General features: G+C 34.8%; 11 protein-coding genes. 10 read left to right on the top strand and 1 reads right to left on the bottom strand.

Annotation, left to right across the window (positions count from 1 at the left end; all coding sequences use genetic code 11):
* The first annotated feature begins 321 nt into the window (after nt 1-321).
* The 6 genes from C1N55_RS05295 (at nt 322) to C1N55_RS05320 (ending at nt 9447) form a co-directional block, all read left to right on the top strand.
* Nucleotides 322-1194, top strand: a complete 873-nt coding sequence (locus tag C1N55_RS05295) for an NAD(P)-dependent oxidoreductase (protein WP_137727851.1) — start codon at nt 322-324, stop codon at nt 1192-1194.
* Between the two features lie 108 nt (nt 1195-1302).
* Nucleotides 1303-2610, top strand: a complete 1308-nt coding sequence (locus C1N55_RS05300; protein ID WP_137727852.1) for an MFS transporter — start codon at nt 1303-1305, stop codon at nt 2608-2610.
* A gap of 102 nt (nt 2611-2712) precedes the next feature.
* A complete protein-coding gene (locus C1N55_RS05305; RefSeq protein ID WP_137727853.1) occupies nt 2713-3615 on the top strand; it encodes a chemotaxis protein in 903 nt (300 codons plus the stop codon).
* A gap of 234 nt (nt 3616-3849) precedes the next feature.
* Nucleotides 3850-5394, top strand: a complete 1545-nt coding sequence (locus C1N55_RS05310; protein WP_137727854.1) for a Ppx/GppA family phosphatase — start codon at nt 3850-3852, stop codon at nt 5392-5394.
* A complete protein-coding gene (locus C1N55_RS05315) occupies nt 5391-7550 on the top strand; it encodes an RNA degradosome polyphosphate kinase (protein WP_137727855.1) in 2160 nt (719 codons plus the stop codon). The genes C1N55_RS05310 and C1N55_RS05315 overlap by 4 nt, the downstream gene beginning before the upstream one ends.
* 241 nt (nt 7551-7791) lie before the next feature.
* Nucleotides 7792-9447, top strand: coding sequence for a putative bifunctional diguanylate cyclase/phosphodiesterase (locus tag C1N55_RS05320; RefSeq protein WP_137727856.1), 1656 nt, complete (start codon nt 7792-7794; stop codon nt 9445-9447).
* A gap of 102 nt (nt 9448-9549) precedes the next feature.
* Here the strand turns inward: C1N55_RS05320 and C1N55_RS05325 are convergent, their stop codons facing one another.
* Complete coding sequence (locus tag C1N55_RS05325; protein WP_137727857.1) at nt 9550-10476, bottom strand: nuclease-related domain-containing protein; 927 nt, start codon at nt 10474-10476, stop codon at nt 9550-9552.
* Nucleotides 10477-10783: 307 nt separating this feature from the next.
* On the opposite strand from C1N55_RS05325, the gene fadH reads away from it, so the two are divergent.
* The 4 genes from fadH to C1N55_RS05345 all read left to right on the top strand — a co-directional run bounded on the left by fadH (nt 10784) and on the right by C1N55_RS05345 (nt 13557).
* Nucleotides 10784-11551 carry a 2,4-dienoyl-CoA reductase gene (fadH, locus tag C1N55_RS05330; RefSeq protein ID WP_137727858.1) on the top strand — a complete coding sequence of 256 codons (768 nt, stop codon included), beginning with the start codon at nt 10784-10786 and terminating at the stop codon, nt 11549-11551.
* 203 nt (nt 11552-11754) lie between these two features.
* Nucleotides 11755-11994 carry a short-chain dehydrogenase gene (locus C1N55_RS05335; protein ID WP_137727859.1) on the top strand — a complete coding sequence of 80 codons (240 nt, stop codon included), beginning with the start codon at nt 11755-11757 and terminating at the stop codon, nt 11992-11994.
* A 144-nt stretch (nt 11995-12138) separates the two neighbouring features.
* Entirely contained in the window at nt 12139-12582 is a 444-nt protein-coding gene (gene cbpB / locus C1N55_RS05340) for a cyclic-di-AMP-binding protein CbpB (protein WP_137727860.1), read from the top strand.
* 84 nt (nt 12583-12666) lie between these two features.
* Nucleotides 12667-13557, top strand: a complete 891-nt coding sequence (locus C1N55_RS05345; protein ID WP_137727861.1) for a transcriptional regulator CcpC — start codon at nt 12667-12669, stop codon at nt 13555-13557.
* The last annotated feature ends 71 nt before the right edge of the window (nt 13558-13628 follow it).

Here is a 13628-nt window from a genome sequence, read left to right on the forward strand (position 1 = left end):
TATTATTTATGAACACAGCAACATTCTCATTTCCCCCTTTAAGAGCAGAAGCTTTTGTCTTCTGCTCTCTTTTTATGTTCAAAATTCATTATTACAATAACAATGTGAGGAAGCTTCAATAGAATTTTCAAGCTTTTATTTAGATATGACAACTATTATGTAAATTTTATGTATTTATTTTCTATTTATAATCAATAATTAGAAAATATTTGGTAAACTAGTAAAAACTTATCTAATCAATAATGATTTGAAATAAGTAGTCATCGATTAATTACAGAATAATTTATCTAACAATCAAGAAAATAGGGGAGGATTAATAGGATGTTACATACAAAAAAAATTGGTTTCATTGGAACTGGGGTTATGGGATCAAGTATTGTGAAGCACTTACTAAATGCTAATTATGACGTTAGTGTGTATACTCGTACGAAATCTAAGGCACAAGAGTTAATCGAGCTTGGTGCAAAATGGGCAGAAACGCCAAATGAAGCAGCTAAAGAAAACGACATCATTTTTACAATGGTTGGTTTCCCATCAGATGTAGAAGAGGTTTATATAGGTGAAAATGGGATTCTGCAATCTGCTAAACAAGGGGCAGTAGTTGTGGATTTGACAACTTCCGAACCCACTTTGGCGATGAAAATTTTTGATCTAGCAAAACAAAAAGGAATTTCGAGCATCGATGCACCTGTTTCTGGTGGTGATGTAGGTGCTAAAAATGGGACACTTTCCATCATGGTTGGTGGAGAGAAAACTGTTTTTGATGATTTACTTCCGATTCTACAAATTTTTGGAGAGAATATAGTATATCAAGGGGAAGCTGGTTCAGGACAACATACGAAAATGTGTAACCAATTGCTTATTGCTACCAACATGATCGGTGTTTGTGAATCGATTTCCTATGCATTAAATGCAGGATTGGATATTGAAAAAGTACTTCAATCGATTTCTGCTGGAGCGGCCGGTTCATGGTCATTGAGCAATCTTGGACCACGAATGATAAAAGGGGACCTAGAGCCAGGATTTTATTTAAAGCATTTTCTTAAAGATATGAAAATTGCCATCGAGGAAGCGGAAAAAATGAACTTAAACTTGCCAGGTGTCAAACTTTCTATTGACCTTTACAACACACTCTTAGAAAAAGGATATGGCGATAAAGGAACACAAAGCTTGATTAAATATTATATAGATTGATTTATTCTTCAATCTAGTGTGCATTTAAACCTTGAAGTAGTGATTAAGCGCTGTGCTGTGTTTGTTTAAATGGCTAGATAGAGAAACTTATTTTGAGGGGCGAACACTTTGGGGAAAACAAATTCAGAAACAAGAGGTCCAATTGCATTATATCTTTCACTGCCGATACTGTCCTGGGCATTTTATGATTTTGCGAATACTATCTTTTCATCTAACATTAATACTGTTTTTTTTCCTTTTTATATGGACGAAGTATTAGGAACTGACGAAGTTCGTCAACAAGTAGCGAGTTCGTTTATTTCCTATGCCAATGCTGTAGCAAGCTTCTTTTTAGTTCTCTTTTCACCATTATTTGGTGTGTGGATTGATAATACTGGTTTCAAAAAGCGATTTATTGTCTGGTTTGCCTCTATTTCGATTCTCTTTACTTTTATGATGGGGGTCTTTTCTAGCATTGATTTTAATGTTTATTATTCAGGTGTTCCCCTGAGCTTATTTTTAGTTGTTGTGAGCTTTGTTATAGCCAAATTTTTCTTTAATTCTAGTTTAGTATTTTATGATTCTATGATGGGGGATTTTGGGACAAAAGAAGAGATGCCTTTAATATCAGGGTTTGGTGTGGCCGTTGGTTACTTGGGGACAATTTGCGGTTTACTTGTTTATTTGCTTGTTAGTGACGGTGATTTCCATCGTGCGTTTATCCCAACAGCGATTCTATATCTGATCTTTTCATTGCCCTTATTTTTCTTTATAAAGGATAAACCTATCCCCGCTGATAAAAGAAAGAAGATTAAATTTCTAGAAGGCTATCGAGAAATTATTCAAACGTTCAAGGAAATGAAAAAGTATAAATCAATTTTTACTTTTATGATTGCCTACTTTTTCTTGAACGATGCGATTGCCACAACTATTGCTATGATGGCTGTTTATGCCACAGCGATTGTAGGGTTTACTTCAGGGCAGTTTATCATTTTATACTTGGTCAGTACAGTGGCAACGATAATAGGGTCCTTGGTGTTTGGATATATTGCAAAAGCTATTGGAGCAAGGCGTTCTATCACAATTGTTGCAATAATTATGATCCTCGCACTTTTCGTTGCAGTATTTGCCACAACTCAAGGAATGTTTTGGATTGCTGGCAGTATGTTTGGTGTTTCACTGGGTTCAATGTGGGTGACATCTCGAACTTTTATCATCGAATTATCTCCTGAAGAAAAGCGCGGACAATTTTTCGGCTTATTCGCCTTTTCTGGAAAGGTATCATCAATTATTGGACCAGCCATTTATGGTACCGTCACATTAGTCATGAGAGATTATGGAACATTAGCAAGTAGATTAGCGTTAGGTTCCCTAATCATTCTTACAATAATTGGTTTAATTATTCATTTACAGGTAAAACCTGAAAAAAATAGATGATAGGAGAAAACCTTCCCCTATGTTACAATTTACTTATAATAATCTGTATCAAAAGTAGCTAAAATAATAATATTTTAGTCGGGAAAGGAAAGAGTGAGTCACTTGGAACATAAAGGTATTTTACTAGAAAGTGGTACAAATGAACTTGAAATTGTTGAATTTGAAGTCGCTAATAATAAATTCGGTATTAATGTCATAAAAGTTAAAGAAATTATTCAACCGATTCCAGTTACTTTTATCCCGCATGCACATCCACATGTTGAAGGGATTGTTCAACTGCGTGGAGAAGTATTACCTGTGGTTAATATGCTAAAAGTTTTAGGAATGGCCCATGCTACATTTAGTTCGCAGCATAAATACATTGTTGCTGAATTTAATAAGCAAAAGGTTGTTTTCCATGTGGATAATGTTACACAAATCCATCGAATTTCTTGGAATGAAATCGAAAAACCTTCAGATATGTATCAAGGTGGTTCCAGTCAAGTAATTGGTGTTATTAAACAACAAGACACAATGCTTTTATTATTAGATTTTGAAAAAATCATGGTGGATATTAACCCTGATTCCGGTATTAATGTGGAGTCTGTGAAAAAGTTAGGAAAACGGGAGCGTTCTGAAAAGAAAATTGTTATTGCAGAGGATTCGCCTTTACTTAGAAAATTATTGCATGACACAATGCATGAAGCGGGCTACGTAAACCTTGAGTTCTTTGAAAATGGTCGAGATGCTTTTGACTATCTAGAATCGCTTCTCCGTACTGGCAGCAATATTGAAGAACATGTTCAATTAGTAGTGACTGATATTGAGATGCCACAGATGGATGGTCATCATTTTACGAAGAAAATCAAATCCACTCCATCTTTATCTAAGCTTCCAGTTATTATCTTTTCTAGCTTGATTACAGATGATCTTCGTCATAAGGGTGAAGTTGTAGGTGCTGAGGAGCAAATTAGTAAACCTGAAATCGCAGAACTAATTCTAAAAGTAGACGAATTGATTCTATAAGAAGATTTTAACTTTTTAGGGTATCCCAAAGATTATACTTTCAATTAAGTAAGGCTCTACCCTTGGCGAATTGATTTACATTTAGAACACGGTCGGATACCTTTCATGGTTTACCGTCTGTGTTCTTTTTTCTTCTCGGGTTTAAAGTTAAAATATTTAAACCATTCTTTAGGGTATAGAAGAGTGTATATACCTTAAGAAATTTCAAAGAGAGAAGTGATAACAATAGAGAAAATGGAAAATTTTAAAACAGCAATCATCGATATTGGTTCAAATACAATTCGACTTGTACTTTATAAATATAACAAGCTTGAAGGCTTAAGAGAATTCGGAAATATAAAAACAGTTGCAAGATTAAGAACATATCTACAGCCTGATGGAATAATGTCTGAAGAAGGTATTGCATTGCTAGCCGAGACATTAAGTTCCTTTAAAAAAATAATAGATGATTATGAAGTTACAGAAATAAAGGCAACAGCAACTGCCGCAATTCGCCAAGCAACCAATAACCAATCTATTGTAGAGCGTATGGAGAATGAAACAGGGATTTTGATTGATTTATTAACAGAGGAAGAAGAAGCGTATTTTGGATTTGTTGCTGTTGCGCATTCAATGGATACAAAATCGGCAGTTACGATTGATATAGGTGGCGGCTCAACTGAAATCACTTTATTTGAAGATAAAAAATTACAAAAAACCATCAGTTTTCCTTTCGGCACTGTTTCTTTAAAGGAAATGTTTGTTTCTGGTGAAGTCATAAGTAAAGAAGAAAAAGAAGTTTTGCGCCAATATGTAAGAAACCAATTTGAAAAACTAAACTGGATTGGGCAACTGGGATTACCCATCATCGGCATAGGTGGAAGTGCACGTAATATTGCACAAATTCATCAACAGCTAATAGATTATCCTATTTCTGGTGTGCATCAATACGAAATAAAGCTGGAAGAATTGACGAATTTAGGCAGTTATTTAGAGAGGCTGACTTTCGAACAGTTAAGACAATTGGACGGGCTCTCATCGGACCGAGCAGACATTATTGGAATCGCTCTTGAGGTTTTTAAAGAATTGATGGCTGTTGTCGATGCAAAAGTTTTTCAAATAAGTAAAAAGGGCTTGCGCGAAGGTCTAATGTATAATCGAGTCTCACAAAGTGATGATCATGCTTTTGATAAGTACAATGTTTTTGAAGGATATGCTCGAAGAATAACCTTTGAATATGGACGTTCAGAAGAAGAGCGAACATTCTTGAGTCGTATTACAGAACAGTTTTACAAAGAGTGCTGTCGTATAGGCCTCTGTGAGTTTAATCAAGATCACCTGGTGTTGCTGAAAAGGGCTGCTCAAGTATTTGCAATTGGTGAGTATATTGAACAGGATTCTTCAAATCAGCATACCTTTTACTTACTTGCAAACCAGTCGATTGTTGGGTTGAATCATGTAGAACGTGTGAAATTAGCGCTCGTTGCATCTTATAAAAATAAGGATTATTTCAGAAGATTCTCAGCTCCTTTTATTACTTGGATCCCTCGTGATGAACTAAAAACGTTAAGAGAACTTGGAGCAATGCTTAAATTTATTTTTGCATTAAACGTATCGAAGCGTACTATTGTAGAATCTGTTGAGCTGGAAAAAGTAAGTGATGTACTTCATATTATTGTAGCGGCTCGAAATGTACCAATGGCTGAAATTTATCAATGTGAACGTCAAAAAAAACATATTGAACGGATATTTAAAAAACCTGTACAAATTCATTTTTATAAAAAGGGTGAAAAGAGATGACTACTGAAATTCAATTAGACTCTTATGGAGAAAAAAATAATGAAGAGTTGATTGACTATAAGTATATTTTAGAAGAAATCGCTAAACCACAGTATTACAATAACCGTGAGCTGAGCTGGTTAGCATTTAATGAACGAGTATTGGAAGAAGCAGAAGATGAAGCCAACCCATTATTAGAACGCTTGAAATTTTTAGCTATTTTCAGCTCGAATTTAGATGAATTTTTCATGGTTCGTGTAGCAGGTTTACAAGACCAGGTAAGAGCAGGTTTTCATAAGCCTGAAAATAAGTCTGGACTTACACCTAAGGAACAGCTTGCCAAAATTGCCCAGAAGACCCAATCGCTTGTACGTAGACAAATGGATGTGTATCGATATCTTGTGCATGAAGAATTACCGAAAGAAAGAGTATACGTACGAGGATTTAAAAATTTAAATGAGTATCAAAAACAGTTTGTTAATGAGTTGTTTGAAGAAACCATCTTCCCAGTCCTAACGCCAGTAGCGGTCGATGCATATCGTCCTTTCCCTACATTGATCGGCAAAACTCTAAACTTGCTGGTCATGCTCGAAGAAAATATGTATAGTGAACAAAATGAAAAGGTTGCAATTGTACAGGTACCTTCCGTTCTAGATCGTTTTATTGAAGTGCCAAGTGAAAAAGGTGAGAAAGTCTTTGTTCTATTAGAAGACGTTATCACTTCCCATCTTGAAAAACTTTTCTATGGATATAACGTGAAGTCTACACAAGCCTTCCGATTAACGCGTAATGCGGATTTAACTATTCATGAGGAAGGTGCACGAGATTTACTTGTTGAGATTGAAAAGGAACTGAAAAAACGTAAATGGGGAGTTGGAAGCCGATTAGAAGTTCGCGATGGCGAAATAAGCGATGATGTACTTGATTATTTGTTAGAAGAATTTGAGATTCAAGAATCGGATGTTTTTAAAATTGGTGGTCCACTTGATTTAACGTTTCTTTTTAGTTTTATGAAGAAGATTTCTGTTGGCCGTGAACATTTAGAGTATGAAAGCTTTATTCCTCTCCGACCAAAAGATTTAGCTTCTGATGAGAATATTTTCGAAAAGGCGTTATCACAAGATATCTTTTTCCATCACCCGTATGAGTCCTTTGAACCGATTGTTGATTTTGTTACAGAAGCCGCAACGGATCCTTCAGTATTAGCAATCAAACAAACCTTATATCGGGTAAGTGGTAATTCGCCTATTATCAATGCTTTAAAACAAGCTGCTGAAAATGGGAAACAAGTGACAGTTCTAGTAGAATTGAAAGCTCGATTCGATGAGGAAAATAACGTGCATTGGGCAAAAGAATTAGAACAAGCCGGATGCCTGGTCATTTACGGAATGAATAACCTGAAAACACATTCTAAAATAACCCTCGTGGTCCGCCAAAATAACGGAAAAATCGAGCGTTTTGTTCACCTTGGTACAGGAAACTATAATGATGCCACCGCTAAGTTTTATACAGATATGGGAATTATCACATCGGTTAAGGAATTTGGTATAGATGCAACAAACTTCTTTAATTACTTAAGCGGCTACACAGAAAAACCAAAATTCCATCATCTTGTTGTTGCGCCCTTTGATATTCGAGATGAGTTTATTGAATTAATAGATGAAGAAATTCGTTGCCATAAGAGATTTGGCAATGGGTTTATTCGTGCAAAAATGAACTCTTTAACAGATAAAGATCTTATCATGAAGTTTTATGAAGCCTCTATTAATGGAGTAAAAGTTGAGCTTGTGATACGTGGGATATGTTGCTTACGACCTGGAATACAGGGAATTAGTGAAAACATAACAGTTACAAGTATCGTAGGACGTTTTTTAGAGCATACACGAATTTACTGGTTCCATCACAATGGAGAAAATAAAATCTATTTATCTTCTGCGGATTTAATGACACGTAATATGGTCAAACGAGTTGAGATATTATTCCCACTATATTCTTATGATATTAAGCAAAGAGTAATGGATATTTTAAGGACGCAGCTAGCTGATACAGTAAAAGCACGTGTTCAAGATTCAACAGGAAAATATCATTTTATAGAAATAAGTAATACTGATAAAGCGATAAATTCTCAGGAGCAGTTTTTACTTGAGGCAATGAGTACTGTCGTAGTAGAAGAATAAAAGACATTTTGCAATTTAATTAACTATTTTCATAAAACATCATCTCCCATTTTTTGTCTAAGAGATGATGTATTTTTATAGGTATTTTTTCATGTTAAGTTATTAATATTCATCGAAAAGTTGATTTAGTTATACATTTGTCCTAAAATTAGATGGAAATATAAAATAATAATGGATTATAGTGTTATAATATAACTATATATATTTATGCATCACGTCATGTAGCTAATGGGGGATAATAATGATTACTTTTCCAACAATGGAGTTTGAAAATTACTTGCAAGATTTGATGAAACTAAATCCATTTGATTCTGTTGTCATACTAAAAACACAGAATGAAGGAAAATATACTGTAGAGATGATTAATTCAAATGCCTCAATTCTTTCCCCTGTTCCTTATATGAAGGGAATGGATGCAAATGGCTTTTTTCAATGGTTAGATTGGGAGAAAGTGGAGGAAATGCTCCGAAATCCAAAGGAAGAAGTCGAATTTCTTACCATACAGAATTATTCCAAGCAAGTATCTGTTTACATTCAAACAATTATGAAAAACACTGAAGAATACTTTGCATTGATTATGAAGCAAGTGAATGATGATGAAAAGAATTCTTATAGCTTGTACACTTTTCAAAATGAAAATACCGGGCTATTAAATAAAAGAGCTTTAAATATTAAATGGTCAGAGCATTACCAAAACTATAATGATCTTCGCCAGATTTCATTTTTACTTGTCGATTTGGATCGCTTTAAAAAATACAATGAATCACTTGGAAAACAAAAAGCGGATGAAATGATCAAGAAAATTAGTGAACGCTTCAATGAGGTTCGAAGTGAATCATGCGAGCTCTATCATTATAGTGGAGACGAATTTGTTTTTTTAGTTCGACATACACTTCGTGAAGAGGTGGAGCTTGTTGTCAATAAGATTTACGAACAGCTGAAGGAACCTTTTCTAATCGATGTTCATGAGTACTTTGTTACTTGTTCAATCGGTATTTCAACAATCGCAGGAAATCAGTCCCGAGATCTGGAGACATTATTGCATCAGGCTGAACAGGCATTGTTTTATGTAAAGAAACACGGTCGTGCACATTTCAGATTTTATCGTGAAGAAATGAGCCATACCTTCCAAAATGAAGTATTAATGGAAGCACATTTAAGAAGAGCCATAGAATTTAACGAACTTTCCCTACATTTGCAGCCCCAAATTGATTTTGATACATATGAAATTGATAGCTTTGAAGCATTAATTAGATGGAATAATCCAAAGTTTGGATTCGTACCACCCTCACAGTTTATTCCAATAGCTGAATCATCAGGCTTAATCATTCAAATCGGCGAGTGGGTGTTAGAGCAGGTTTGCAAGTACCAACAGGAATGGAAGGCAAAAGGGTATAGACCAGTTCGAATTGCCGTCAATATCTCACCAAAGCAATTCAAACAAGAAAAGTTTGCGGAAAAGGTAAGACGAGTAATTTTAAAATACGATGTCGAGCCACGTTATATCGAATTGGAAATTACGGAAAGCTCGATGGTGAACGTTGATGAAACCGAGAGTATCTTAAAGAATCTAAAAGCTTTAGGTGTTTTCGTCTCTGTTGATGATTTTGGGACAGGTTATTCGTCTCTTAGTTATTTAAAAAAATATCCGATTGACATTATCAAAATCGATCAATCCTTTATCGCCGATTTAAATAAAGACGATAAAAATGAAGCAATTGTCAAAGCAATCATCGCGCTATCTCAAAATCTGGAAATGGACGTAATCGCTGAGGGCGTAGAAGAAATTTCTCAAGAAAACTTCCTAAAACTGCATCAATGCAAAAAAGGTCAGGGCTACTTATACAACAAACCCCTTCCTGTAGATGAAATTGTAAAAAAATACCTGATAAACTAATTGTAAACCGACAAATTTTATGATTCATAGAATTTGTTGGTTTTTTGTTTGGGTAAAGCGAGTTAGGGGCATTTAATGCAGCTGGTGAAAAAATGGAGCAAGCTAGGTGTAATAAATCCACCGGTTGGCACCTGATTTAGTGAAGTGTTTGTTGAGGATTCTTTGTATGGTCTTTTGAGAAATTTCAAGGTCGCACCAATCACATACTTTGGGAGTTGTAATTTTTTCATCAGGGAATAGAATTTGGAATTCTTTTGCTGTGCGAATTACAGCAGATTCTAGTTTTTGTTTGCTTCTGCAATTTAAACAAAGAACTTCCATTTCTCGTCTATAGTTTGTTGTACAAAATTTAAAAGTCTCACAAGAAACACATTTTATGCCTTTCTGTAACTCATGATATGAAAAGGTAGGATATTGCTTTAGAGGATATTCTTGAATATGGAGAGTATTTAACTTTTCCGCAATATTTCTATGTCTTTCATCTAATTTTAATCGTTCTAAATTTAGAGTCTTTAAAAAACGATTAACTTGATTTGGTAGAATGAAAGTTTTTTCTGGCTGAGCTTGATAAAGCGAGAATTCGGGGTTAACAAAGAGAACTTTTGAATGAATAGGGATATTTATATTTAATTTATGAAGAAGTTGACGCATTAATGATTCAGTTCGTTGTAATTGGATTAGGGGATTGGAAATTTCGAATCCATCTTTTTGGAGGAAGCGATTAGAATCATAGTAGAAATCACCAGAATAATTCTTAATTTCGAATAGAAAAATTTGATCCTTTAAAATTAATATAGAATCAATTTGAAAAGTTTGATTATTAACGGTTAGTAATAAATCGTTTAAGACTATACAATCACAGTTTAGTGTTTGTATTAAGGAGTCAAATTTCTGCTCTCCCTCAAATCCCTTTGTTAGAGCATATAAGTTTTGCTGATCTTTCTTGGATAACTGAATTCTAGATTCTAAAGTTTTAAGAACAATTAATTCTAAAGGTTCTATTCTAGATTTATATATCAGAAGCCTCATCCTTTCGTGCGATTATAACACTAGTATAGTTTAGAATTATGTAAATTTCTATTAGATGAAAGGTTAAATTTGAATTGTGTTAGGTAATTTTGAATTTTTTGTAGCAATACTTCGTAGATTCAGGTAGAGCAATTTTACGTTGGACAATAGAAGAGGGAAAACAGGATTCAAAGTCCACGAGAAGAGCGATCGCGGACAAACTAAACCCCATTTATCCAAAAATTCTAAAAACTAAAATGACAAATTTGTGAATTTATAGTAAACTGAAAAGTGAATGGACATTCATTAAGGGGTAGGGGGAGTATGTATGTTGAAGAATGAGACGATTATTGTGACTGGCGGTTCTAGTGGGATGGGACTTGCTATGGCGAAACAGTTTGTTCAAGATGGCGCAAATGTAGTGATTACTGGTCGAGATAGAGAACGCTTACAAAATGCAAAAAATGAAATTATGGCTTTTGGTGAAAATGTTGAAATATTTCAAATGGATGTACGTGAAGTTGAGCATGTAAAGGCGATGGTTCAATTTGCTGTAGAGAAATTCGGTAAAATTGATGGATTAGTTAATAATGCTGCGGGGAACTTTATTGTTGCGGCAGAAAAGCTTTCGCCGAATGGGTGGAAAGCGGTGATTGACATCGTTTTAAATGGAACGTTCTATTGCTCTTCCGAAGTAGGGAAGTATTGGATCGACAATGGAATAAAAGGAAAAATTCTAAATATGGTAGCTACATATGCCTGGGGAGCAGGAGCTGGCGTTGTTCATTCGGCAGCTGCAAAAGCAGGTGTATTGTCATTAACTAGAACTTTAGCTGTTGAATGGGGACATCAGTATGGAATTCGGGTAAATGCAATAGCACCAGGTCCAATTGAAAGAACAGGTGGAGCAGGGAAGCTGTGGGAATCTGAGGAGCAAGCAAAACGAACATTGAACTCGGTTCCTTTAAAAAGACTTGGAACACCAGAAGAAATTGCAGATCTCGCAACTTTTATTATGTCCAATAAGGCGTCATATATGAATGGGGAATGTGTCACGCTAGATGGTGGCCAATGGTTAAATAAATTTCCGTTTTAATAACATAATTCAAAAATAGTGCACGTACAAAAGGATTTGAAGGCAACCAATAGTCTCCAATGCAAAAAATCGTGTACTGCATTACTAAATATTGGACTCAATAGTCAAGCAAATCTTGGCATTCATTTTAATGAAGAATAAACACTACGGTATAAGAAGCATACTAATTACACTTTCTTAACTGAAAAAAAGGAGGCGTAATTATGGGAATGTGGACTATACCGACAATCATTACAGGGGCACTTATTGTTCTTGTATCCTACTTACTCACTGCCGGGGTAATGAAAAAGACGAGGCACCGTGAGTCGGCAACAGATACACCGATTAGCAAGATGGTAAGAGATCATCCAGTAGCGATGAACCCAATCATAATTATGTACATTATTTTCGGGCTGTTTACTGGAATAATTATCTTTTATTATTGGTCAATTTATGGATATTAGTATGTGAAAATTTTAAGGAAATCATCCTTCTACTCTAAAATACTGTGCCATATCATGGTCAATTGTGAACAAATTGTGATATGATATAAGGAGAGTGTAGTTTTCCTGTTCCAAAGTTATTGACAGGCAAAGGAGTAGAAGGTCATGATTTCAACAAATACAAGAGCATTATTAGAGACACCAATTAGTGACTTTATTATTTCATCTGAAAAAGTTGCACATGTTCAAATTGGCAATAGTGCAGAACATGCTTTACTCGTCTTAACAAAAACAGGTTATTCTTCTGTACCTGTATTGGATATTAAGTATCGTTTACACGGTCTTTTAAGTAGTAAAATGATTACCGAATCCATATTGGGTTTAGAACGAATTGAATATGAAAAATTGGGGAATATCAAAGTTGATGATTGTATGGACCCGGATGTTACGTATTTAAAAATAACTGATACGTTCCAGAGAGCTTTAGATTTAGTCATCAACCATGCATTTTTATGTGTAGTCGATGATGAAGGAACTTTTGTTGGTATTTTAACCCGTCGTGTAATTTTAAAGCAGTTAAAAAAATATATTTATCAAGTAGAAGATTAATAGAATTGATTATTAGACTCGACAAAATCCACTTATTAGGGTTTTGTCGTTTTTTACATAGCCTATTTTAAGGGGGAGAGTTAAATGACTGCAACAGAAGCAGAAATCATTAAAATTCTTGCAGAAGAGAAGAATATGAGAAAAGCAGCGGAACGTCTTTTCCTAACACAGCCAGCCCTCTCCCAAAGATTACAATCAATCGAAAAGGATTGGGGTGCCCAGCTTTTCATTCGTTCGCAAAAGGGACTTACGCCAACGCCAGCTGGAGAATTAGTTATTCAATATGCGAATGAAACCATCTTAAGGAAAGAGCAAATCTTTGATACAATTCAAGCCTTAAATTCGAAAGTTCACGGCACATTAAAGATTGCATGTGCCTCCATTGTAGGTCAAAATTGGCTTCCAAAAGTCTTAAAGGAGTTTGTCACAATTTATCCGGATGCGAAAATATCACTTATTACTGGATGGAGCTCGGAAATTGTGAAAGCCTTATATGAGGGTGAAGCACATGTAGGAATTGTGCGGGGACAAGTAGAATGGAAAGGTAAAAAAGTTCATCTATTTAGAGATATGATGTATCTCGTGGATAAGGAAATTGAAAACATTGATGATATTTTAACGACTGATAGACCCTTTATTCAATTTAAAAGTGATTCCAATTACTATCAGGAAATTCAGCTTTGGTGGCAACGTCATTTCTCCTCAAATCCGAAAAGACAAATTATTGTAGATCAGATTGAAACATGTAAACAAATGGCCATGAATGGTATAGGTTATGCAATCTTGCCATCTATAACACTAAACGGGGAAGAAGATGTAAACAAGATTCCATTAACGCAAAATGAAAAGGATACTGGATTGACACGAGATACTTGGTTGATTGGATATGACTCTTCGTTTGAATTAAGACAAGTCGCTGCCTTTATGGATGTGGTAACTCAGCATGCAAGTTGCCTTTATGATTATACGAAATAATGAATAATTATTTGACTCATACGAGGTAATTATACGTGCTATTTATTAGAATATTTAGTACAATCAATTAT

Source organism: Lysinibacillus sp. SGAir0095, assembly GCF_005491425.1.
Lineage (GTDB): Bacteria > Bacillota > Bacilli > Bacillales_A > Planococcaceae > Ureibacillus.